The organism is Microcystis viridis FACHB-1342, from assembly GCF_014698335.1.
GTDB lineage: Bacteria > Cyanobacteriota > Cyanobacteriia > Cyanobacteriales > Microcystaceae > Microcystis > Microcystis ichthyoblabe_A.
Genome location: NZ_JACJSV010000017.1, coordinates 21,641 through 43,607, shown reverse-complemented (window position 1 = coordinate 43,607; position 21,967 = coordinate 21,641). Strand labels below are relative to the sequence as shown.

At 43.9% G+C, this 21,967-nt stretch carries 23 protein-coding genes and 1 tRNA gene; 6 read left to right on the top strand and 18 right to left on the bottom strand.

Translation table 11 applies throughout. The annotated features are described in order from the left end of the window. Positions 1-68: 68 nt before the first annotated feature. The 8 genes from H6G40_RS08010 to H6G40_RS07975 form a co-directional block, all read right to left on the bottom strand. Positions 69-1,286, bottom strand: a complete 1,218-nt coding sequence (locus H6G40_RS08010) for a BaiN/RdsA family NAD(P)/FAD-dependent oxidoreductase (RefSeq protein ID WP_069474434.1) — start codon at positions 1,284-1,286, stop codon at positions 69-71. A 21-nt stretch (positions 1,287-1,307) separates the two neighbouring features. Continuing rightward, positions 1,308-2,006, bottom strand: a complete 699-nt coding sequence (urtE, locus tag H6G40_RS08005) for an urea ABC transporter ATP-binding subunit UrtE (RefSeq protein WP_069474433.1) — start codon at positions 2,004-2,006, stop codon at positions 1,308-1,310. A gap of 38 nt (positions 2,007-2,044) precedes the next feature. Then, on the bottom strand, positions 2,045-2,791 hold the full coding sequence (urtD, locus tag H6G40_RS08000) for an urea ABC transporter ATP-binding protein UrtD (protein ID WP_002732385.1): 747 nt from the start codon (positions 2,789-2,791) through the stop codon (positions 2,045-2,047). A 107-nt stretch (positions 2,792-2,898) separates the two neighbouring features. Beyond that, positions 2,899-4,053: an urea ABC transporter permease subunit UrtC gene (gene urtC, locus H6G40_RS07995; RefSeq protein ID WP_069474432.1), complete on the bottom strand. Its 1,155-nt coding sequence runs from the start codon at positions 4,051-4,053 to the stop codon at positions 2,899-2,901. A gap of 3 nt (positions 4,054-4,056) precedes the next feature. Beyond that, the gene (locus H6G40_RS07990) at positions 4,057-5,217 is read right to left on the bottom strand and encodes an ABC transporter permease subunit (protein ID WP_069474431.1); all 1,161 of its coding nucleotides are present in this window, start codon (positions 5,215-5,217) and stop codon (positions 4,057-4,059) included. 94 nt (positions 5,218-5,311) lie between these two features. Then, positions 5,312-6,628, bottom strand: coding sequence for an urea ABC transporter substrate-binding protein (urtA, locus tag H6G40_RS07985; RefSeq protein WP_069474430.1), 1,317 nt, complete (start codon positions 6,626-6,628; stop codon positions 5,312-5,314). 433 nt (positions 6,629-7,061) lie between these two features. After that, positions 7,062-7,337: a TMEM165/GDT1 family protein gene (locus H6G40_RS07980; protein WP_002732425.1), complete on the bottom strand. Its 276-nt coding sequence runs from the start codon at positions 7,335-7,337 to the stop codon at positions 7,062-7,064. 72 nt (positions 7,338-7,409) lie between these two features. Further along, positions 7,410-7,742, bottom strand: coding sequence for a TMEM165/GDT1 family protein (locus H6G40_RS07975; protein WP_002753338.1), 333 nt, complete (start codon positions 7,740-7,742; stop codon positions 7,410-7,412). Positions 7,743-7,955: 213 nt separating this feature from the next. On the opposite strand from H6G40_RS07975, the gene H6G40_RS07970 reads away from it, so the two are divergent. Further along, positions 7,956-8,561, top strand: a complete 606-nt coding sequence (locus tag H6G40_RS07970; protein ID WP_002753340.1) for a vWA domain-containing protein — start codon at positions 7,956-7,958, stop codon at positions 8,559-8,561. 49 nt (positions 8,562-8,610) lie between these two features. Here H6G40_RS07970 and glgA read toward each other — a convergent pair whose 3' ends face one another. The 8 genes from glgA to rpmG form a co-directional block, all read right to left on the bottom strand. Next, positions 8,611-10,038: a glycogen synthase GlgA gene (gene glgA / locus H6G40_RS07965; RefSeq protein ID WP_069474428.1), complete on the bottom strand. Its 1,428-nt coding sequence runs from the start codon at positions 10,036-10,038 to the stop codon at positions 8,611-8,613. Positions 10,039-10,267: 229 nt separating this feature from the next. Further along, positions 10,268-10,882 carry a LapA family protein gene (locus H6G40_RS07960; RefSeq protein WP_002734877.1) on the bottom strand — a complete coding sequence of 205 codons (615 nt, stop codon included), beginning with the start codon at positions 10,880-10,882 and terminating at the stop codon, positions 10,268-10,270. A gap of 405 nt (positions 10,883-11,287) precedes the next feature. Continuing rightward, on the bottom strand, positions 11,288-11,905 hold the full coding sequence (locus H6G40_RS07955; RefSeq protein WP_069474427.1) for a flavin prenyltransferase UbiX: 618 nt from the start codon (positions 11,903-11,905) through the stop codon (positions 11,288-11,290). Continuing rightward, positions 11,889-12,632 carry a HEAT repeat domain-containing protein gene (locus H6G40_RS07950; protein WP_069474426.1) on the bottom strand — a complete coding sequence of 248 codons (744 nt, stop codon included), beginning with the start codon at positions 12,630-12,632 and terminating at the stop codon, positions 11,889-11,891. The genes H6G40_RS07955 and H6G40_RS07950 overlap by 17 nt, the downstream gene beginning before the upstream one ends. 440 nt (positions 12,633-13,072) lie before the next feature. Then, a tRNA-Phe gene (locus H6G40_RS07945) sits at positions 13,073-13,145 on the bottom strand. Between the two features lie 76 nt (positions 13,146-13,221). After that, the gene (locus H6G40_RS07940) at positions 13,222-15,450 is read right to left on the bottom strand and encodes a sensor histidine kinase (protein WP_002733944.1); all 2,229 of its coding nucleotides are present in this window, start codon (positions 15,448-15,450) and stop codon (positions 13,222-13,224) included. 381 nt (positions 15,451-15,831) lie between these two features. Further along, a complete protein-coding gene (gene rpsR, locus H6G40_RS07935; protein ID WP_002732313.1) occupies positions 15,832-16,047 on the bottom strand; it encodes a 30S ribosomal protein S18 in 216 nt (71 codons plus the stop codon). Positions 16,048-16,087: 40 nt separating this feature from the next. Next, a complete protein-coding gene (gene rpmG, locus H6G40_RS07930; RefSeq protein ID WP_002734724.1) occupies positions 16,088-16,282 on the bottom strand; it encodes a 50S ribosomal protein L33 in 195 nt (64 codons plus the stop codon). Positions 16,283-16,459: 177 nt separating this feature from the next. On the opposite strand from rpmG, the gene H6G40_RS07925 reads away from it, so the two are divergent. Further along, positions 16,460-17,872, top strand: coding sequence for a slr1306 family protein (locus H6G40_RS07925; protein ID WP_002731567.1), 1,413 nt, complete (start codon positions 16,460-16,462; stop codon positions 17,870-17,872). A 9-nt stretch (positions 17,873-17,881) separates the two neighbouring features. Here H6G40_RS07925 and H6G40_RS07920 read toward each other — a convergent pair whose 3' ends face one another. Continuing rightward, a complete protein-coding gene (locus H6G40_RS07920; protein WP_002734639.1) occupies positions 17,882-18,268 on the bottom strand; it encodes a C6orf136 family protein in 387 nt (128 codons plus the stop codon). A gap of 44 nt (positions 18,269-18,312) precedes the next feature. Further along, on the bottom strand, positions 18,313-19,653 hold the full coding sequence (gene miaB, locus H6G40_RS07915; protein WP_042790437.1) for a tRNA (N6-isopentenyl adenosine(37)-C2)-methylthiotransferase MiaB: 1,341 nt from the start codon (positions 19,651-19,653) through the stop codon (positions 18,313-18,315). Positions 19,654-19,956: 303 nt separating this feature from the next. Between miaB and H6G40_RS07910 the strand changes: the two genes are divergently transcribed. From H6G40_RS07910 to H6G40_RS07895, 4 genes are all read left to right on the top strand, one after another. Further along, positions 19,957-20,241 carry a Nif11-like leader peptide family natural product precursor gene (locus H6G40_RS07910; RefSeq protein WP_002731728.1) on the top strand — a complete coding sequence of 95 codons (285 nt, stop codon included), beginning with the start codon at positions 19,957-19,959 and terminating at the stop codon, positions 20,239-20,241. Positions 20,242-20,847: 606 nt separating this feature from the next. After that, positions 20,848-21,159 carry a carbon dioxide-concentrating mechanism protein CcmK gene (locus tag H6G40_RS07905; RefSeq protein WP_002734613.1) on the top strand — a complete coding sequence of 104 codons (312 nt, stop codon included), beginning with the start codon at positions 20,848-20,850 and terminating at the stop codon, positions 21,157-21,159. Between the two features lie 66 nt (positions 21,160-21,225). Further along, positions 21,226-21,567 (top strand): carbon dioxide-concentrating mechanism protein CcmK, encoded by a 342-nt coding sequence (locus tag H6G40_RS07900; RefSeq protein WP_002733426.1) that lies wholly within the window; start codon positions 21,226-21,228, stop codon positions 21,565-21,567. A gap of 32 nt (positions 21,568-21,599) precedes the next feature. Continuing rightward, entirely contained in the window at positions 21,600-21,911 is a 312-nt protein-coding gene (locus H6G40_RS07895) for a beta-carboxysome shell vertex protein CcmL (RefSeq protein WP_002734360.1), read from the top strand. The last annotated feature ends 56 nt before the right edge of the window (positions 21,912-21,967 follow it).

The window sequence follows — 21,967 nt, the reverse complement described above, 5'->3', positions numbered from 1 at the left end:
AGTGAGATTTTCTCGCAGTTTAATTGCCGTCGGGTGTATTGGGGCAGCCTAATACACCAGCAATACTGCTATCTATTGCCCATAGCTTGTCCGGCGAGATAACCAGTGGTCCAAGCGCTTTGAAAATTAAATCCCCCCGTAACTGCATCGATATCTAGTACCTCCCCGGCAAAATATAACCCCGGACAGATTTTACTTTCCATAGTTTTAAAATCCACTTCCTGAAGATTCACTCCCCCAGAGGTGACAAATTCCTCCTTAAACACCCCTTTTCCTTTTATTTGATATTCCCCTTGCTGTAATTCAATCATTAATCGATTGAGAGTATTTTTAGATAATTCGGCCCAGGGAGTTTCCGAGTTAACAGTCAAGTAACTTAATAAACTCTGCCAAAGACGCTTAGGTAACTGTTCAAAGGGACAATAATTAAAAAGTTTTCTTTTGGGATATTCACTTTTAGTTTGTAAGATAATTTCTCGCAATTTTTCAGGATGATAATCCCCTAACCAATTAATTATTAAAGGCATTCGGTAATGCTGCTCGTGAAGCACCCGCGCTCCCCAAGCAGAAAGTTTTAAAATAGCCGGGCCACTAACTCCCCAATGGGTAATTAATAAAGGTCCGATTTGTTCTAATTTACTTCCCCCAAGACGAACTCGCACTTTATCCACAGCAACCCCTAACAAATCTTTCAGACGAGCATCGGCAATTTGAAAGGTAAATAAAGAAGGCACAGGAGAGACTAGAGAATGACCTAAATCTTGAGCGGTGCGATAACCAAAAGGACTACTTCCCGTAGCAATTAAAAGCTTATCTGCCCTAATTTGCTCATCTCTTTTTAATTCAATCAAAAAACTTTCTTCCTGTTTTTTTACCGATTTAACTGGGGAATTTAGCCTTAAATTAACCCCAGCAAAAGTCGCACTTTCCCGCAGACAATTAACAATAGTTTCAGAATTATCGGTGCTGGGAAACATTCGCCCATCCGCTTCTGTTTTGAGTTTTACCCCCCGCAATTCAAACCATTTAATAGTATCTTGGGGTTGAAAACGACTAAAAGCTCCCCGTAGTGCTTTGCCACCGCGAGGATAATAATTAACCAATTGGGAAACATCAAAACAATGATGGGTGACATTACAGCGTCCCCCTCCCGAAATCCGCACTTTCGCCAGAGGTTCTTTTGCCGCTTCTAGGATAGTAACGCCAGCTTTTGGGTTAGATTCTGCCGCTTTAATTGCGCCAAAAAATCCCGCTGCCCCGCCACCAATTACGACTATTTGAGTCATATATCAAGGAAAAAGTTAAGTTTAAACCGCCAAAAATCGCTGAATGACTTCTTGACTTAATTCGCTCGTGAAACCAGAAGCAACAATTCCCCCTTTCTGCATGGCGTAATATCGATCAGCTTGGCGGACAAAATGCAGGTGTTGTTCTACTAATAAAACGGCAATTCCTTTGCTGGCAACAATACGCCGCACCGCCGCTTCAATTTCGAGAATAATTGACGGTTGAATTCCTTCCGTGGGTTCATCTAAAATTAATAATTTTGGTTCCCCCACTAAGGCGCGAGCGATGGCTAATTGCTGTTGTTGTCCACCGCTTAAATCTCCTCCCATCCGCGATAACATGGTTTTTAAAACGGGAAATAAATCGAAGATTTCTTCGGGAATTGTGGCATTTTTTCTCCTTGTGGGTAAAGCTTCCAAACCGAGAATTAAATTCTCTTTTACCGTTAAACGGGGAATAATATCCCTACCCTGCGGCACATAACCCAGTCCTAATCTGGCTCTTTGATCTGAGGTTTTATTAATCAGGTTTTCTTGCTCATAATTAATTACTCCCGCTCGCGGTTTTAAGATACCCATTAGGGTTTTTAAGAGGGTAGTTTTACCCACGCCATTACGTCCGATTAAACAGACCATTTCTCCCGCATTAATGTTAAGATCCACATCTCTTAAAATATGACTTTCTCCGTAGTAAACATTCAGATCAGATATGTGTAACATTGTCAATCCTTTTTAACTAATTTTAATCATTTGAATTTTTATTCTTCCGAGGAACCTAGATAAACTTCAATAACTTTCGGATCATTTTGAATTTGCTCCATATTCCCCTCACATAGAACAGTTCCTTGGTGTAAAACCGTGACTTTGCGGGCAATTTGACGGACAAATTCCATATCGTGTTCAATGACAATAATTGAATGACTTTCCGCTAGATTTAACAACAAATTACCCACGTTTTCCGTTTCCTCATCGGTTAATCCTGCTACGGGTTCATCTACTAGCAGTAAATCTGGTGACTGGGCCACTAATTGGCCAATTTCTAAGCGTTGTTTTTCGCCGTGGGAAAGTAAAGAAGCGGATAAATCAGCTTTAGCAGTTAACCCGATAGTTTCCAATAAACCAATAACTTTTCTGCTATCTTCTAGCGGAGGACGACCGAAAAGAGTTGAGAAAACATTTTTATTGCGATTACTAACTAAATCGAGATTTTCTCGGACAGTTAGATTTAAATATACCCTAGGAGTTTGGAATTTGCGACCAATACCTAAACGAGCGATCGCATATTCAGGAATTTTGCGGAGATCTCGACCTTTAAATAATACCCGTCCGATGGTTGGTTGCACTTTCCCCGTAATCACATCTAAAAAAGTGGTTTTTCCCGCACCATTGGGACCGATAATCACCCGCAATTCTCCCGTATCCATACTGAAATTAAGATTATTGAGAGCTTTAAAACCCCCAAAACTAACGGTAAGATTCTCGATTTCTAGGATTTTTCCAGTCATAATTTCTAAGAGGGAATTGGGAAGTATTTTCAGTGAACAGTAAACAGTAATCAGTGAACTGAAAACTCACATCTGATAACTGACTCCTGAATACTAATAGAATAAAATCACTTATGCTCTAATTCTTCTTTTTCCAGTTGCGCTTCTGGATCTTCCTCAATACTAGGATAGGTAATTAAAGTTTTGCGGAAACCAAAATGAGTCAGCAAACGTTTAATCCCACCGAGAATACCATCGGGAAGCACTGTCACCACAATTAGGAATAGGGCCCCTTGGAAAAATACCCAGACTTCCGGAAATTGTTCGCTTAAAAAAGTTTGGGCTAGGCGTACTAATAAAGTACCGATAACTGCCCCCACAAGGGTAGCACGTCCCCCCACAGCCACCCAAATCACCATTTCAATGGAAAAAGCCACATCCATAGAGTTAGGGGTGATAATTCCCGTTTGCACCGTATAAAGAGCGCCGGCAACACCAGCAATCGCCCCAGAAATGGCAAAAACTAACACCTTAAACCAAGTAGGATCATAACCAGAAAAACGAACCCGCACCTCATCATCGCGAATGGCGACTAACAAGCGCCCAAATCTGCCGGTAGTTAACCAACGACAGAGGAGATAAATAGCCAGTAAACAGACAATTGTGAGTAAATAAAAGGCCACTTGAACAGCATCAGAACCCACCAGCAATCCGAAAATTGTTTGGGTATCAGTTTTTAAGCCATTAGTGCCGTTGATTAACTTCTGTTGGCCGTTAAAAAAGTTAAAAAATACCAGTAAAGCCGCTTGGGTCAAAATCGAGAAATAAACCCCTTTAATGCGATTGCGGAAGATTAAATAACCTAACAATCCCGCCACGATCGCTGGTACAATAATTAGGGCTAGAATTGTCAAAGGTAGGGAATAAAAAGGTTGCCAAATAAAAGGTAATTCTGTCACCCCGTAGAGAGTAAAAAATTCGGGCATTTGTCCGGGGGGTAACTGAAGATTTAGGTACATGGCCAAAGCGTAACCACCGAGAGCAAAAAAGATACCATGACCAAGACTTAATAAACCCGTATAACCCCAGATTAAATCTATCCCCAAAGCAACAATAGCCAGGGAAAGAAATCGCCCCAATAAACGCAAGCGGAAAGCCGACAAAGCTAAGGGCAGTAACACCGCAAAGATGACCACCAATCCAACAATAACAGCGATTTCCGTGATTAACTTTTTCTTTTCCCGTTGTCGGGATTCGTTTCTAGTGATGGTTTCTGTAATCATAATCTATAACTCGGCAGTACGTCCTTTAGGAGGAAAAATTCCCGCAGGTTTGAATTGCAAGAAAGCAATAATTAAAGCAAAAATCATCACTTTTGCCATGCTAGTGGTGGAGAAAAAGGTGAAGAAATCCGTTAGGGGTTTTAGTGCTTCTACAGAACCAAAAATCAGGGCAAAAGTTCCCGAACCAATTAAATAATTAGCCACACCGATTGCCATAGCTGCGATAATAGTTCCCAGGAGATTACCCACTCCCCCCACCACCACCACCATGAAGGTATCAACGATATAATTTTGTCCCACGTTTGGACCGACGGAACCCAAAAAACTAATCGCACAACCGGCAACTCCAGCTAATCCCGAACCGAGGGCAAAAGTCAAAGCATCCACTTGATTTGTCGGAATGCCTAAACAGGCACTCATCTGGCGATTTTGGGTGACGGCACGAATGCGTAAACCCCAAGAAGATTTATTTAAAAACCAATAAGTCCCTAACAAACAAAGGGCAGTTAAAATGATAATAAATAGACGGGTGTAGGGCATTTGAAACCCGGGTAAAGGTAAACCTCCGCGTAACCAAACAGGAGCGGTGACATCGACATTTCTGGCACTAAACCAGGGTCGAGCGAGAACGGGATTAAAAGATAAAAGATAGCCTAATAATCCAGCGATAGCTAGGGATAAAGGCAGGGTGATACCAATAGCTAAATTGCGAATTCTCTCCCAATCTAGGCGACGACTTAACACCGTCATCGCCCCAAAAAATAACAGACAGAAAACTATTAAACTAATTACTAATAACCCGTTGACACTTCTGACAAATTGCTGCAGAATTAAGCTGACTCCCCAAGTGGCCAGCAGCGTTTCTAGGGGTCTGCCATAGAGGAACCTAATCACCCCCCTTTCTAATAATAATCCCGCCAATCCCGACACTAAAAAAGCGATCGGTAGGGCGAATAAAACATAAGTATCAAAGAGGGGAGAACCGAAACCTTTAAAGACATTTTGCACCACAAAAGTAGTATAAGCCCCTAACATCATTAACTCACCGTGAGCGAGATTAATCACCCCCATCAGTCCAAAGACAATCGCTAGTCCTAAAGCGGCCAGCAATAGCACAGAACCGATGCTAATACCATTAAACAATCCTTCCAATAATGCTGACACTTTTCGTTATTCCCCTGCATCTTTAAGCTTTAAAAAGTGGGGTGAGCAGTAATGCCCACCTCACTCTCGTTACTGTCTGGAAAAATTCCTAAAACTAGGATTTTTCCATTTTGAACTTACCGCCCTTAGCCGGATCCGTCCAGTCACAGGCAAAGCCCTTAGTTTCGGGGACAAATTGGTTCCAAGGTTGCGGATCCACTACCCCCGGAGTTGACCAAACGATGTCAAATAGACCATCATCTCTCACCTGACCAATGCGGACGGTTTTGGAGATATGATGATTGGGGAACATTTCCACCGGTCCTTCGGGAGCATCGAATTTTTGTCCTACGGCTGCGGCGCGAACTTTGTCGAGATCATCGGCGGTTGCCGCTTGTTCCACCGCTTGCTTCCAGAGATAGACCATAATATAGGCCGCTTCCATGGGGTCGTTAGTGACGCGATCCTCACCATATTTAGCTCGAAAAGCCGCAACAAATTTTTTGTTAGCGGGGGTATCTACGGTTTGGAAATAGTTCCAACAAGCGTACTGACCGAGGAGATATTCCTTACCAATCTGTTTAACTTCTTCCTCAGCAACACTCACCGACATGACCGGATATTTATCGGGAGTTAAACCGGCCGCTTGCAGTTGTTTGAAGAAAGCCACGTTACTGTCACCGTTGAGGGTGTTGAAAATAACGCCGCCATCGGGTAAAGCTTGCTTAATTTTGGTAATAATCGGGGTAACTTCCGTGTTACCTAGGGGTAGGTAGTCTTCGCCCACGGTTTCGCCGCCTTTCGCCTTTAACTGCTCTTTAATAATCGTGTTGGCAGTGCGGGGAAAAACGTAGTCGGAACCGACGAGGAAGAATTTTTTCCCTTTATTTTCCAGCAACCAAGTCACTGCTGGCTCGATCTGTTGGTTAGGGGCAGCACCGGTGTAGAAGATATTTCTAGAACACTCTTGACCCTCGTACTGGACAGGATACCAGAGCATATGGTTTTTGGCTTCAAACACGGGTAAAACCGCCTTACGACTGGCGGAAGTCCAACAACCGAAGACAGTCGCAACTTTGTCCTGATCGATCAGTTTGGTGGCTTTTTCGGCAAAAGTTGGCCAATCGGAAGCGCCATCTTCCACCACTGCCTCGATCTGTTTACCAAGAACACCACCGGCGGCATTGATTTCCTCGATCGCCAGTTTTTCCGCATCAACTACGCTGGTTTCACTGATGGCCATGGTGCCACTGAGGGAGTGCAGAATACCCACCTTAATTGTCTCTCCAGAAGCCGGGGCGGGACTAGCAGCCGGGCTAGGACTAGCCGTGGGGGTTTGGCTTTGATTGCCACCGCAAGCTTTTAACAGAATACTGGTTCCCAAAGCGGCAGAACCGTACAGGAGAAATTTACGTCGTCCTAAATTTGACATGATGATCTTGAACTAACCTCGCTGACAATATTAGCTACTTCACACGGATGTTTTTGCTGAGGAGATTTTCGGGAATCTTTCTACAAATATCTGTGTGATATTACGGCTAGGTTAGCAGATTTTTTGTGATTTTCGCTACTTTTTGGATATTTTTTGTAATTTTCGCTACTTTTTTCCAAAAAATTAATTATTTTTTCTGGAATTTGCCTCAGTTTTTTAGCTATCAGGAGGGAGTCATACTAAATCTGTTGAGTATAGGCTAGTTATGAGGATAGGCAAAAGGCAAAAGGCAAGAGGCAATAGGGGAAATAAATAATCAGTCTTTAATAACCGGATTTAGTGTCATAATAACAGAATGGCCTCGCGTGCTTGGAAAAAGTGCCAAAACCGTTTTCTAGTAAGGCTTCCAGTAATATTCAGCCCAACCCAATTATCAATCTGAATCTGGCCAAAGCAGCCGGACAGCAAGCAGAGCAAAACCAATGGCCGCTATCGCTTTTAATATCTTAGCGGGGAATAACTGCGCCATACTGCCCCCCGCCAGGACTCCTAAGAAACTGGTGCAGATTAAGGCGGTAATTGAGCCAAAAAAGACAGCTTTAGGTGATTTGGAACTGCCACCGAGAGCGATCGCTACTAATTGACTTTTATCGCCTATTTCTGCCAAAAAAACCGTGATAAATGTCAGTCCGAATAATTGCCAATTCATAAATTCTAGGGAGATGGGAAGCTTTTTTCAGTGAACAGTAAACAGTAAACAGTCACACTGATCACTGATTGCTTAGAGAATATCGCCGATCAGTAAACCAGTGATCAAAAGGAGAAGAATAGCGACACCGATATCTAAGGTTTTGGGGGAAAGACGACGCGCAATCCAATAACCGATCAGGACACCGAGGAGACTGGTAGCGATTAAAGCGGTGGCTGCCCCGGCAAAAACCACCCAGGGGGATTGGGATTCGGCGCTGATCAAAAGGGTGGCTAATTGAGTTTTATCGCCGATTTCAGCAAAAAATATGGTTAGGAAGGTGGAACTAAACACCGTCCAAAAACTCCAAGAAGGTGGATGATCTGGCTTTTTCTCGGTTGAGGCGATCGATTTACTATCACTCATCGGCTAATTTAACAGTATCAGGTTAAGAAATAATTTTCATACTTTTTTCATTTTAGCCCGACTGGTTTTCTGGCGATAGTTTCTGCTGTTGATTACGCTGTCTCCTTCCCCCAATAGTTAAAAAACCCTAGTCGATCGAGGTAGAGTTTCCATCCTAGAGTTTAATAATTATTAGACTAGGACGAGCGCAAATTGCTTGGAGGTATAGCCCCTATGGTAGAAAACAGAGATTATACTCTGATTATTGACAAAAGTGGCAGTATGTCCACTGCTGATAAACCCAGCGAGAAAACCCGTTGGCAAATTGCCCAAGAATCCACCCTCGCCTTGGCTAGAAAGTGCGAGGAATTCGATCCCGACGGCATCACTATCTATCTTTTTTCCGGACGTTTCCGACGCTATGATAATGTTACTTCCGATAAGGTGACACAAATTTATCAAGAAAATGAACCCATGGGGAGGACAGACCTAGCAGCTGTTCTCCAAGATGCCCTCGATAATTATTTTCAGCGCAAAACTGCCGGCAAAACTAAACCCAACGGAGAAACTATTCTGGTGATTACCGACGGAGAACCAGATGATCGCAAAGCGGTGATGCGTCAAATTATCGAAGCTTCTCGAAAACTCGATAGGGATGAAGAATTAGCCATTTCTCTGATTCAAGTAGGCCATGATCGACAAGCAACAGAATTTCTCAAAGCTTTAGACGATCAACTAGAATCGGCGGGGGCCAAATTCGATATTGTTGATACAATTACTATCGATGATATGGAAGATATGACCCTAGCGGAAGTTCTTCTCAACGCCATTACCGATTAATTTCTACCGGAGTAGGGGTGATATATCTTCACCCCTAATCAGGGAGGATTTAACTGCTAGTCAGGGCGACAAATTTATCTTTTTCTTCATCGGATAATTGATCGGATTGTCCGGTGATTTGTTTGTAGATTTTGAGATATTCCAAAGCGGATTTATACCAACTAAAATCTTGAGTCATTGCCCGTTGCTGTAGTTTTTGCCAATCCTGTTTATAACGGAAACTTTCCCAAGTCCGGATCATACAGGTAAACAGGTCTAAAGGTTCATAGCGATCGAAACTAAATCCTGTTCCTCTTTCCTGAATTGGGTCGTTGAAAGACACCGTATCGACTAAACCACCGGTGCGGCGTACCATGGGAATACAACCGTAACGCATGGCCATTAATTGGGAAATGCCACAGGGTTCAAAACGGGAAGGCATTAACAAAGCATCGGCCCCCCCATAGATGCGACGGGAAAGAGCATCACTATAGAGAAGATGCAGGGACATTCGCCCCCGGAAACGGGAAGTCATCTCCCATAGTTGGGTTTCATAATAGCGATCGCCTGTACCTAAAATAATCAATTGAGCATCAGTATAGGTGAGAAAGCGATCTAAAATTTGCATCACTAGATCAATACCTTTTTGTTCTACCAAACGCGTCACCATCCCCATGACAAAGGCATTTCTGCTGACCTGTAGCCCCACTTCTTCTTGCAGGGCAATTTTATTAGCCAGACGTTTTTCGATGGTTTCTGGGGTAAAATTCTGCTTAAGATAAACATCTTTAGCCGGGTTATACACCTCCGTATCGATGCCGTTGACAATCCCCACCAGATTGCCGGAAATATAGGACAATAATCCCTCTAAATTTTCGCCATAAATGGGGGTCTGTATTTGACGGGCATAGGTGGGAGAGACAGTCGTGACGCGATTGGCAAATTGAACCGCCGCGGCCATGGTATTATCGCCCTGCATATACCAAGGACACCAAGTCATTTTTTCTAATGCTTCGCGCCAAGGACCCTGGTAGGCGAGATTATGGATCGTAAAAACGGTACTAATATCGGGGTCTTGGTGCATCCAGACGGGAATCATGCCCGTATGCCAATCATGACAGTGAATAACTTGTGGTTTCCAGTAATTCCAAGCGAATTCCGCCGCACCATTGGCAAATAGGGTAAATCGCCAGGCCTCATCTTCGCCTCCGTAGATACTGCGTCCAGAGAAAGCTAGATGACCAAAGAGGTAGAGAGGAATATCTGTATCGGGTAAAACCGTTTCATAGACTGAAAAATCCTGAAACATGGCGAATCCTGACCAAATGGGTTCGGAAGGGATGTCCATTTTTTCCTGAAGAAAACCGTAGTAGGGTAGAAAAATCCGCACATCATGACCTAGCTGACGCAAGACTTTCGGTAATGCCCCAATTACGTCTCCCATTCCCCCAACTTTGGCAATTGGAGCGGCCTCGGCACCCACAAATAGAATTCGCATACTCTTCCCGCTTCACTTCACGACGACAAGAAATTTTAACAGATAAAACCCCCCCAGCAGGATTTGCCAGCAGGTATTATCGGATTAGCCGAGATTTTTCTTTAACGAACCAGAGCGCCAACGAGGGGCATAATTAGCTGTTTTGGGCATTATTAAGTTTTTTAGGCTTTTTTTTACCGTCTTTTTAGCAAATTTTAGCTGATCAGCACCGGTTCTGTCTCTGTCAAAGTTAAATCCACTCCTCTTCATCCCCTTTGTTTACCTCCCGATCTTCGTTTTGATCTTGGGCGGGGGGCGTAATAATCCGATAATTGACATCGTACACTTGATCGGCTTTTTCCCCGCGAGTCTGTTTGGCTGTGCGGTAACTATAGGAATAAACCGAGCCGGTTCGAGAACTGTCACTAGGAGGCTTGACAAAATTTGCTTTTTCCTCATCTGCAAGCCTAGACGAAAATTCTTCCCGATCCTGAATGGTCGTCGGTTTTTCGGGGGGTGTATCAAAATTCCAATCATCACCGCTATCTCTTTCCCAATCGTTACCCCGTGCAGACGGAGCAGTATCTTGAATATAGGTAGGTCGGGGAGATGGCGGTGGTACTGTAGGATTATTCGCTATACGAGGGGAGGCTTTTGGGGCAGCCAAAGGACGACCAAAACTATAGAGAAATTGCAGGGTTAAACCACTGATAATTCCCGCTAGGGTGAAAAGTAACACCCAGACTGCTAGGGGCAGTTTTACCGTCATAATACCGCCAAAAAAGACCAAAGTGATCACCCCCAGATTCTGCCAGATCAGTAATCCGCCTACAGCGATCGCAAATAAGACCATAATCCAGCCCATTTTTACCTCCCTTGATACAGTGATTCAGTAAACAGTGATCAGTAAACAGTGATCAGTGATCAATCACTAAGGGACTTGCGTGGGAATAATATCCCAATCGATCGGAGGGCGCAAGCTTTGCGCCCCTACAGTAACGGATTTTGTCCACAATGTAGGGGCGAACTGCGTTCGCCCAAAAGGTACATTATCAAAGCGCAGGTCCCTAACCACTAACTAACCACGGGAGCATCTCACCTTTGTAACCCCTAAATCAGGTTTTTATGTCAAGCTATTTTGAAAGTCTTGCTAGAAACCAGTTTTATGGATAAGTATAATTACTCACTTGCATAAATGAGATGCTTTCCCACTAACCACTAACCACTGTCCACTATCCACTGATAACTGATAACTGATCACTGATAACTGTTAATGTCCTTGCCAGCGATTAATTGTCACACAATCGATATCTAACTGATCGAGAGTACGAGCGATGACAAAATCGACCAAATCCTCGATCGATTGGGGATGATGATACCATGCCGGTATTGCTGGCACGATTCTAACGCCCGCCTCGGCCAAAGTAGTTAAATTACGCAGATGAATTAAACTAAAAGGGGTTTCTCGCGGTACTAAAACCAATTTTCTGCCCTCCTTAATCTGCACATCGGCCGCTCTTTCTAGCAAATCGGAACTTAATCCCCCCGCTAATTTGGCCACTGTACTCATGCTACAGGGAATAATTACCATACCAAGGGTGCGATAGGAACCACTGGCGATCGTTGCCCCCACATCACCCCAACGATGACAGCGTAATTTTCCCCCCTCCATCACCCCGCATTGACTGCGCCAAAATTGTTCTTGCAGCTCCGGTTCTGGCGGCATCCGAATATTATCTTCTGCTTGCCAGACGGTGTAAGCTGATCTGGAGGCCACTAGATCGATCGTGCAGTCGGCTAAAAGTAGATATTTGAGGGTACGCACGGCATAAATCAGCCCTGATGCCCCTGTAACGCCCAAAATTAGCGGTTTAGATAATTCCTTCAAGCTCTAATTCCTCGATCAATTGTAATCCTCTTGGGTCGCCCACCTTTAATAAAGCACCCCTAGCATCTTCCTTGACACCTAAATCCTCGTCTTCCACCAAGGCCTCGATCAAAGCATCGATCGCCGTGGCATAAATCACATTGAAGGGCAATTCTCGGCATAATTGACCGATCGACCAAGCGCAATTACTCCGCACCGCTGCGATTAAATCCCGGCGCAATCCTTCAATTAAAGGCGGCAACACAGTGATGATATCTTCATAATTGACCTTGGCAATCTGGGCCAAACTACTGGCGGCCCATAATCGCACCGCCGAAATATCAGTTTTGAGAGCATGAACCAAAGGCTCGATCGCTCTGCGATCACCACAGTTACCTAGGGCCCAAACTACCCCTTTTCTGACGTAACCATTCCAATCCCTGGCCAGTAAATCGATTAAAGGCTCCACGGCGCTAAGACTGGGATTTCGTCCCAAAGCGTAGGCGACACTGACACGCACCAGGGGACAGACATCGTTTAACATCTCTAGTAAGGGGGCGATCGCTCTTTCGTCCCGCAATTCACAAAAGGCGCGAGCGGCGATCATTCTCTCGCTAACATGAGCAGAAGTAAGCAATAAGAGCATTTCCTCGGGATCGGGAGGGATTTCCGCTGCTTGATCCGGATCGCTCCCATCGAGAGGATTATTTAAGGAATTGCTAGAGTCTAGGATTTCATTGTCGTACATACTTGTTAGATTATCTTAATCCGTGACCGCTCACGTCAAGCCCAAAATCAAAAAGTAAGTAGTCGTGCAAAATTAATTTCCTAGTGAAGATAGGCAAGAGGCAACAGGCAACAGGCAAAAGAAAGAATCTGGCAATTCTCCCACCTAAAAACAAGGTCAGAAACTAAGTACATCAAAGCTTTTAGCTTACCAAATTAGGTTACACTTCATCTTGACGAGAAAGGCTGCAGGCTCTCTTATTCTTTGTGTGATAAGTTTAACTGATATAGTAGCGATCAATCTTTGTGTCCTTTGTGTCTGGAGTGGTTCGTTCCAGTCGTTCGCCCGCAAGACTGTATCTTAGAATACATTTTACCCACCAAACCTAAGACAGTCAGCTGCATTTACAAAACCTAGCAGATTAGAAAGTAAATACAGGGCAAATTTTGGTGTTTTTCCGATGCCAAGACGCGGATTTGAACCGCGGACACGAGGATTTTCAGTCCTCTGCTCTACCAACTGAGCTATCTCGGCTTTTTTTAGTCCTTTATCAATATAGCACGCCCTCGAAATAATTGCAAGGTTTTTTTCTAAAAAGTTTTCTGCTTGACTAGATTGGCAAGGTGAGGGTAAAAGTGGTGACAGCATTGGCACTGGTGACATCGATGGTGGCATTCAGGGGTTTAATCAGTTTGTGGACTAAAGCTAAACCTAAACCGGTGCCACTGTAGCGCCAGGGATCGTGGTGAGGAATGCGATAAAAAGGAGCAAATATTCTTGATAATTCCTCTGGAGGGATTTCTACTCCTGAATTGCTCACATTAATTAATATTTGCTCGTCTGCACGCCAGACATTTACCCTAATTATCCCTTGTTCTGGGGTATATTTAGAAGCATTGGTCAGTAATTCCGCTATGATGCGTTCGATATCACAAAGATTGCTGTTAATCTCCGGTATATCCCCATCTATATCTAAAATTAACTGCTGTTGTCGCTCGCGGGTGAGAGTGCGAAAAGGTTCCACTAATAAGGGTAGCCAAGAAAGTAAGTCGATCGCTTCGATCGCCGGGGGTTCGGTTTCCGCATCCAGATAGGTTAAAGTCAACAGATCATTAACTAACTTACTCTGACGCTGACATTCAATGTTAAGAATTTGCAACAGTTGACCGATCGAATCCTCTGGATCGATCTTGATCCCTTGATATTCTAGGAGACTTTCTAGGGTTTCCACCGCTAGACGGATGCTGGTGATCGGGGTTCGCAGTTCATGGGAAAGGGTTTTCAGGAATTCGCTTTTTAATCTTTCCAGTTTTTCTAATTCCCTCACTTGTGCTTGGGAAGATTCGTAAAGTCGCGCCTGGCGAATAGCGATCGCACATTCGGTGGCAATATGTTGAATCAAATTAGTTTCTAAGGAGTTAAAAATCTGATTAGCTGGCCGAATTAGCCAAATATTGCCCAAAAAACCCTGATCGTCAAAGATAGGACAAGCGCAACGGTTAACACGACAGATTTGCGGATTGCCAAGGGGAAGACGATCAACAAATTGTAAAATTTGTTTGTGCAGCAGCGGTTGATAGATTTCAGGAAAATCGCTAATTTGACAGCTAATTCCCTGACAGATAAGCTCTTGAGTGGTATATTCGTGGACAATAGTAGCTTGGCTGCGACTGGGATTGTAAAGCTCAATTTGGGCCCGTTCTGCGGGTAAAACCTGCACTAATTCCCTAGTGGTGGTTTGCAGAATATGATTTTCATCGAGACTATCGCGAATTTTTTCGGTAATCCGTCCGATTAATGCTTCATACTTCAAAGTCATCTGCAATTCGGCGGTTCTTTGCTGAACCTCCGATTCTAAGGCAGTATTCAAGCATTTTACCCGTTGGTGCAGTTCCGCTTGTTGAATGGCAATTCCCACTTGAATGGCTAATTGTTTAAGGAGATCGATTTCTTGGGATTGCCAAGAGCGAGTTTTTTGGCAATTTTGGGCAATTAGTAACCCCCAGAGTTGGTTATCGCAGATAATTGGCACCACCAAGTTAGCCTGTACTTGCAAAGAGGTGAGTAACTTGCGATAACAGGGATCAAGTCCCGAATTATGAACATTTTCAATAACTTGAATTCTCCCACGACGATAATTTTCCAGACGTTCTGGGGATAAATTAAAACAGGGATCCTCGATGCTGTTTCCTAAGACGGAATTAATCCTCGCAGTATGGGATTCCACCACAATCATGCCACTATGATCGGGGAATAAACGATAAATTAACACTCGATCGCAGTTGAGGAATTGTCGCACCTCTTTAACGGTTCTTTGCAAAATGCGATCAAGATCCAACGATTGCCGGATTCTTTCCTGCATTACCCCCAATAGTTGTTCCCGTTCTGCTTGTAATCTTAAAGCTTCTTCGGCCTGTTTACGTTCGGTGATATTGGTACTGGTTCCCACTAAACGATAGATGCGCGCATTGTTATCCCGTAGGGGTGTTAAAGTCGTTAGCCACCAGTAGGGTATATTTTGAAAAGGTAAATACTGTTCGTAGGAAATAGTCGTTCCGTAACGCACACAATCACTATAGTGTTGCCGCACACTACGCGCATCATCGGGGGGAAGGATTTGTTCGGGAGTTTTGCCTTTAATCTCTGATGAACGCAATCCTGTCCAGCGTTCATGAACGGGGTTTGCTCCCACATAGCGAAAATCTCTATTTTCCAGCACGTCCACCACAAAAATCGACGCTTGCACGGAATTAAATATACTACGCAGAAACTGCTCGGAATACTCCTCTTTTAGCTGTTTATCTAGCTCGATCTCGGTTTCTGATGGCTGCTTTTCCATAAGAGCCTCCCATTGTGCTAATTGGTGGATTTGGATCGATAATCACAAAATCGTTGGCTACTCCTAGGGCGATTTAACAATTTCTTTAGATTCTCGCACAAATTTTCCTATCCGCTGCCGATTTCGATATATTTCTTTGCAAAAACGAGAAAGCAACCCCAATATACTGAGATCGCTTATCAGTTATCAGTTATCAGTGACCAGTTATCAGTGATCAGGTTTAAGTTTTAAGTTAAGTAGCTATATACAATTAATTACACATATCCAATTACTTCTTCCATGAGTGCCTATCCTCACCAAGAAGTTAATTTTGTCCTATTACTTATATGTGTTATTTTCAGCGATCACTGTTCACTGATTACTGATTACTGATCACTGAATTTAGGCTTCTTGGTTGACAAAAGGCAATAAAGCCATTAAACGGGCCCGTTTCACCGCTTCAGTTAAATCTCGCTGTTGTTTAGAAGTTAAACCGGTGATGCGTCTAGGTAGGAGTTTGCCGCGTTCGGTGATGAATTTGCGGAGGAGTTCGGTGTCTTTGTAGTCAATCGGTTGACTGGGGGAGATGGGGGAGAGACGTTTACGATAGTAGCTCATAGATTTGTAAAGATTGCTTGACTTTTTAACTAAAGTGTGGTTACTTAATTTCCTTGTGGACGGTGTGCTTATTGCAGTGGGGACAGTATTTTTTGATTTCCAGTCTGCCGGTGGTATTGCGACGGTTTTTGCTGGTGGTGTAGCGAGAAACGCCGGGGGTACGCTTATCGGGATTACTGCGGCATTCCGTGCATTCTACAGTGATGATCAGGCGAACGCCTTTTTTACTAGCCATAACAACAGGGGATCGGGTAAATTTACACGCAATCGATCATTATGACATATCTAGGGCTTTTTAGGCAAGAGCGGCTGGGACACCAGCGAGGAATTGTCAGCTAAAAAGTTGATTTTGAGATGAAATCCAGCACAAAAAAGCTAGAATAATCACAGCAGTTGGCGAGGATGAGGAAAAATGACGGTAAGATTGGGTAAACCGATTTTAGTGACGGGGATAGGCATTACCATCGCTTTCACCCTGGGGGAAACTCTCAATAGTACACTGAGCGAAATCAGTTCCTGGGGTATTTTCGGTGCGATTGCTCTTGGTGCTGGTATCTGGTTTTGGCAAAAACCCAACACGAAAATCGATTTTTCCCATCCCACTCCCCTGAGTCTAGAAAAGGTTAAACAAGCGATTAGCAAGGCCGAGAAGATAATTAATTATCTGGCCAAAGAAGACCCTAATCAAGACTTAACTCCACTCAAAACCAGTTTAAGCCAATTAAATCAAGAATTTAGTCGCCAAGACCTGAAAATTGCCATTACTGGTGCTAGAAAAACTGGTAAAACTGCCTTAAAAAAACTACTAGAAAGCGGCAACTTTGGGGAATCTATCGCTTTTCTGGAAACGGAACCGCTTCTAACTCTCAACTGCACCGCTAACCAGAAAAAGGCTCTGGCAGCCGACCTAGTTTTGTATCTCATCAATGGGGATTTAAGCGATTCCGAATGGCAAATCCTCCAGCAATTCGATCGAATGCACCAGCGTGTTATCCTGTTACTGAATAAACAGGATCGTTTACCCGCCGAAACCAGAGAAGAAATACTCCTTTCCCTGAAACAAAGACTGAAAGAAACTATTCCCTCTCATCATATTTTAGCCATAGCCGCTGCCCCTGAACCCCTAAAAGTTCGTCAACATCAAAGCAATGGAGAAATCAAGGAATGGACGGAACCCCAAACGGTAGTTATCGATCCTTTAGATAATCATCTCCGAAAAATTATCGAACAAGAAAAGTCCGAATTAGTTCTCGGAACTATCTGGAGACAAGCGCTCGAATTAGCCAAGGAAACCAAACAATTACTTAATCAATCCCGACGCAAAAAGGCTTTACCTGTTATCGAACAATACCAATGGATAGCCGCTACTGCCACTTTTGCTAATCCTCTGGCGGCCCTAGATTTAGTTTTAGCAGCAGCCACTAACGCTCAAATGTTAGTGGATTTAGGGGCAATTTATCAACAAAAAATGTCCCTTGAACAAGCAAAAACAGCCATGACTACCCTGGGGAAAATGATGGTACAATTAGGCATGGTAGAGGTGACAACCCAAGCATTAGGAACGATTCTCAAGGGAAATGCGATTACTTATATCGCCGGTGGTACAGTGCAGGGAATTGGAGCAGCCTATTTAACTCGTTTAGCTGGTTTAAGTTTAGTTGAATATTTCCAAGAACAGGAAATTAACGAGCAACTGAATAATGATTGGAATTGGACGAGTTTGCAGAATAAAGTTAAACAGGTCTGGGAACAAAATCAGCGCCTAGCATTTTTACAGGATTTTGTCAAGCAAACGAGCGCTCGTTGGTCGGCATTTTCTGGTTAAAAAATCTAGTTAAGAACCGGGAAAAGGTAAATGCTGACGCAGCACATCCCAGCGCGAACAATCCCAATAATCGATATGAGAAATAATCAGATTATTGTCATCGAGAGTTAATTGGCTGCTTCCAGAAATAGCGATGCGAGGCCGCCAAGGTAAAGGGGTTGTCCAGTGCAATGTCCAACGGGTATTAATAATATTTCCCTGCTGTTCAATTGCGTGGACATCCATCTTAATAGCTTGGAACCATTGACTCATAAAACCAATCATTTCCCGATAGCGTTTAATCCCCCGAAATTGATTGAGAGGGTCTTGAAAATAAACGTTATCAGCATAAATATCATAGGTTTGATCCAGGGGAAATCTTTGATAATCTTGCTGCAAAATAGCGATAATATCCATAAAATACCCAATTATTCCCGATAGCTATTGTCTTTTTTCACTACTTAAAATATCACTCCCGTCAAACTAAAGGGACGGACTTCGGTAATTTTAACCTTAACAAATGTGCCGCGCAATTCCTCAATATTTCCCGTAAAGAAAGTTAAGCGATTGCCTCTAGTTCTTCCCATAACTTGACTAGCATCTTTAGGGTTAACGTCTTCCACTAAAATTTCCTCAATTCTGCCTAAATATCTTTGGGAACGTTCAGCAGCTTTTGTCGCCACTAAATGATTTAATCTTTGTAGGCGATCGCTTTTTACCTGCTCACTTAATTGATCATCCCAAATAGCGGCCGGAGTGCCTGGACGGGGAGAATAGGCCGCCGTATTTAATTGATCAAAACCAATCTCATCGACTAATTTTAAAGTATTCTCAAACTGTGCCTCTGTTTCTCCCGGGAATCCGACAATCGCATCGGCACTGATGGCAGCATCCGGCATTAAATCGCGAATATTAGCAATAATCCGTCGGTATTTTTCCTGAGTATAGCCCCGTTTCATGGCCTTGAGGATATCATTATCCCCCGATTGAAAAGGGATATGAAAATGTTCACAAACTTTAGGTAATTCCTGACAAGCTTTAATCAAACGTTCGGTAAAATAGCGGGGGTGACTGGTGGCAAAACGGAGACGTTCAATGCCGGCCACATCGTGAATGTAGTAGAGTAAATCGGTGAAGTTGTGCAGATGTCGGCCGCTTGCCGTCACTCCGGGTAAATCCCGTCCGTAGGCATCGATATTTTGACCTAAAAGGGTGATTTCTTTATAACCCTGTTGTCCTAATTGTGCCATTTCTGCTCGAATTGCCGCAGGAGTGCGCGATTGTTCCACCCCACGCACCCCCGGAACCACACAATAGGTACAGCGTTCATTACAACCATAGATGACGTTCACCCAAGCGGTAATATTACTATCCCGGCGCGGTTTGGTGATATCTTCCATGATGTGGATGGGTTCGGTAGCCACCACCTGGGAACCGTCAAAAACTTGTTGTAATAAGTCTCCCAAACGGTTTGCGTGTTGCGGACCGATAATTAAATCCACCTCGGGAACCCGTCTTAATAATTGTTCCCCTTCCTGTTGGGCCACGCAGCCAGCGACCACTAGAGTAAGATCGGGTTGAGTTTGTTTGCGTTTAGCCTGTCTGCCGAGATAGGAATAAACCTTCTGTTCGGCATTATCGCGAATTGTACAGGTATTGTAGAGGATTAAATCGGCTTCGTTGGCATCCTCGGACCATTGAAACCCCAAATCTTCTAAAATACCCGCCATGCGTTCGGAGTCAGCTTTATTCATCTGACAACCAAAGGTGGTGATATGGTAACGACGTGGGGACTTATTCATGATGCTGGCTACAGAAACAAGAGTGCAGGTTTCTATTTTAGGCTATTTATTCTCTGACTTGAAAGAGAGTGTAGGGTGTGGGGTGTGGGGTGTAGGGTGTGGGGAAAGAAACCTCTTTCATCTTCCCACTTCCCACTCCTCAGAATTAGACCTAAAGCATACTCAGCCATACAAGCAAATAAAAACGAAACTTTTGCTTTGAGGATATCTCCTGACTGGTAGGATAAAAATAAACCATACTAGGCAGTTTAACCTCCACGCCGCCGAGGCCACACCTTTAATCATCAAAGGAAAAGTATTTATATGTCTAAAAATCAAGTGTTCGACTTTTTCGCCTTAGCCGCTAAAAATGAAGAATTGGGTAAAAAAATGCGTTCAACCCAAGATCCTCAGCAATTACTAGAGATAGCTCGCTCTCAAGGCTTCGATTTCTCCCGTCCGGAATTAGAAGCGGCACTTAAATCCTTGCACGAGAGTCCCGACTTTTTCCAAAAGTTAGCTCATGCAGTGTTAGAAGTTTTCAGCCCTAACCACGATAATTATCCCTCGATCGGTGTCCAACCCTACGAAGGTGAGATCGATCGCTAGAATCAGTGATCAGTTTTTTAGCCGTCAGGAGTCAGGAGTCAGGAGATTATTTTTATTTATTCTCCCCACTCCTCTCTCCCCAACCCCAGCCGTATATAGTATAAAAAAATTATAAAAAAGCCGAAATCAGGGAAAAATAGGCTTTTATCTGCCAGTAAATCCAGCAGAGACAATTGAGCTGCCAAGAGAGAAGTTAAAGGGCAAATGCAGTCATAGCAAAGGTTTTAGCTGTCAATGTCCTGAGAATTGCTGAGGCTGATGGACGAAGGGAAGGAATGATTAACTTTCGTTAACCGGAAGATGAGAAATAATCATAATGTTTTATATTGTCAAAGGTGTCATAGTTTCCTATGCTTTTTTTAGGTTGATAATTTTGCCTGACTCGTCAAATTTTTACCAACCAGCCCTAGAAAATAAAATTAGTGGATGAAAACAGTCACGATCGAGATAAAATCTAGGATGGTCTTACCCCCACCTTGCCACGATCCCGACTGCCACCAAAGCTAGAGCAGGAAAAGTAACAAGGAAAGAATTTGACTGAAACAAAGTTGATAACGCTAACGAAATTAATAGTTTAGTTTGGCTTGACAAGCGAGGAACAAAAAAATGCCAATTGCAGTAGGAATGATTGAAACCCTAGGATTTCCCGCCGTTGTGGAAGCGGCCGATGCCATGGTCAAGGCCGCCAGGGTGACTCTAGTGGGTTACGAAAAGATCGGTAGTGGTCGCGTCACTGTCATTGTCCGGGGAGACGTTTCAGAAGTGCAAGCTTCTGTAGCCGCTGGAGTGGAAAACGCCAACCGGGTTAACGGAGGACAAGTGCTATCTACCCATATCATCGCTCGTCCCCACGAAAACCTCGAATACGTGCTGCCCATTCGCTACACCGAAGAAGTAGAGCAATTCCGCAGCTATTAAACACCGTTAATCGGGGTCAGCATCTATAGAGTCGAAGAAAGCCAACCATTAGGAGACAAAAATATTATGTCAATTGCAGTGGGCATGGTGGAAACCTTGGGTTTCCCAGCCGTTGTCGAGGCGGCTGATGCCATGGTAAAAGCCGCCCGCGTAACCCTAGTAGGTTACGAAAAAATTGGTAGTGGTCGCGTCACCGTAATCGTCCGGGGGGACGTTTCGGAAGTACAGGCCTCCGTATCGGCGGGGACAGAAGCGGCATCTAATCGTGTTAAAGGTGGTCAAGTCCTCTCGACCCACATCATCGCCCGTCCCCACGAAAACCTCGAATACGTTCTTCCCATTCGTTATACAGAAGCCGTGGAACAGTTTCGTGAAAGTGTTAACCCACAACCTTTAAGACGAATCTAGAGCGCAACTAACTTTTAGTGTAAACAAATTCCATGCAAATTGCCAAAGTTTGCGGAACCGTCGTTAGCACCCTGAAACCGCGCAGTATGACGGGAGTGAAACTTCTGCTTTTGCAATTCATCGACGCACAGGGGCAACTTTTGCCTAAATACGAAGTAGCGGGTGATATTGTCGGAGCGGGGCTTAATGAATGGGTGCTAGTGTCCCGGGGAGGAGCGGCTCGGATCGAAGACGGGCAGAACAATCGCCCCCTTGACGCGATGGTGGTGGGGATTATTGACACTATAACCGTAGAAAATCGCACCCTCTACAGCAAGAGAGACGAATTTCGTCAATCCGGTTAAACATCGATAGAACCCAAACACAGTTAATTAACAACCAGCCAGCCAAATTCAGTATG

Coding starts and splice junctions, on each gene's coding strand:
- urtA (WP_069474430.1), bottom strand. CDS start 6,628: ATGTCAAATTTAGGACGACGTAAATTTCTCCTGTACGGTTCTGCCGCT.
- H6G40_RS08010 (WP_069474434.1), bottom strand. CDS start 1,286: ATGACTCAAATAGTCGTAATTGGTGGCGGGGCAGCGGGATTTTTTGGC.
- H6G40_RS07925 (WP_002731567.1), top strand. CDS start 16,460: ATGACGGTAAGATTGGGTAAACCGATTTTAGTGACGGGGATAGGCATT.
- H6G40_RS07920 (WP_002734639.1), bottom strand. CDS start 18,268: ATGGATATTATCGCTATTTTGCAGCAAGATTATCAAAGATTTCCCCTG.
- urtE (WP_069474433.1), bottom strand. CDS start 2,006: ATGTTACACATATCTGATCTGAATGTTTACTACGGAGAAAGTCATATT.
- rpsR (WP_002732313.1), bottom strand. CDS start 16,047: ATGAGCTACTATCGTAAACGTCTCTCCCCCATCTCCCCCAGTCAACCG.
- H6G40_RS07895 (WP_002734360.1), top strand. CDS start 21,600: ATGCAAATTGCCAAAGTTTGCGGAACCGTCGTTAGCACCCTGAAACCG.
- H6G40_RS07975 (WP_002753338.1), bottom strand. CDS start 7,742: ATGAGTGATAGTAAATCGATCGCCTCAACCGAGAAAAAGCCAGATCAT.
- H6G40_RS07910 (WP_002731728.1), top strand. CDS start 19,957: ATGTCTAAAAATCAAGTGTTCGACTTTTTCGCCTTAGCCGCTAAAAAT.
- miaB (WP_042790437.1), bottom strand. CDS start 19,653: ATGAATAAGTCCCCACGTCGTTACCATATCACCACCTTTGGTTGTCAG.
- glgA (WP_069474428.1), bottom strand. CDS start 10,038: ATGCGAATTCTATTTGTGGGTGCCGAGGCCGCTCCAATTGCCAAAGTT.
- H6G40_RS07900 (WP_002733426.1), top strand. CDS start 21,226: ATGTCAATTGCAGTGGGCATGGTGGAAACCTTGGGTTTCCCAGCCGTT.
- H6G40_RS07950 (WP_069474426.1), bottom strand. CDS start 12,632: ATGTACGACAATGAAATCCTAGACTCTAGCAATTCCTTAAATAATCCT.
- rpmG (WP_002734724.1), bottom strand. CDS start 16,282: ATGGCTAGTAAAAAAGGCGTTCGCCTGATCATCACTGTAGAATGCACG.
- H6G40_RS07970 (WP_002753340.1), top strand. CDS start 7,956: ATGGTAGAAAACAGAGATTATACTCTGATTATTGACAAAAGTGGCAGT.
- H6G40_RS07980 (WP_002732425.1), bottom strand. CDS start 7,337: ATGAATTGGCAATTATTCGGACTGACATTTATCACGGTTTTTTTGGCA.
- H6G40_RS07960 (WP_002734877.1), bottom strand. CDS start 10,882: ATGGGCTGGATTATGGTCTTATTTGCGATCGCTGTAGGCGGATTACTG.
- H6G40_RS07940 (WP_002733944.1), bottom strand. CDS start 15,450: ATGGAAAAGCAGCCATCAGAAACCGAGATCGAGCTAGATAAACAGCTA.
- urtC (WP_069474432.1), bottom strand. CDS start 4,053: ATGATTACAGAAACCATCACTAGAAACGAATCCCGACAACGGGAAAAG.
- H6G40_RS07905 (WP_002734613.1), top strand. CDS start 20,848: ATGCCAATTGCAGTAGGAATGATTGAAACCCTAGGATTTCCCGCCGTT.
- urtD (WP_002732385.1), bottom strand. CDS start 2,791: ATGACTGGAAAAATCCTAGAAATCGAGAATCTTACCGTTAGTTTTGGG.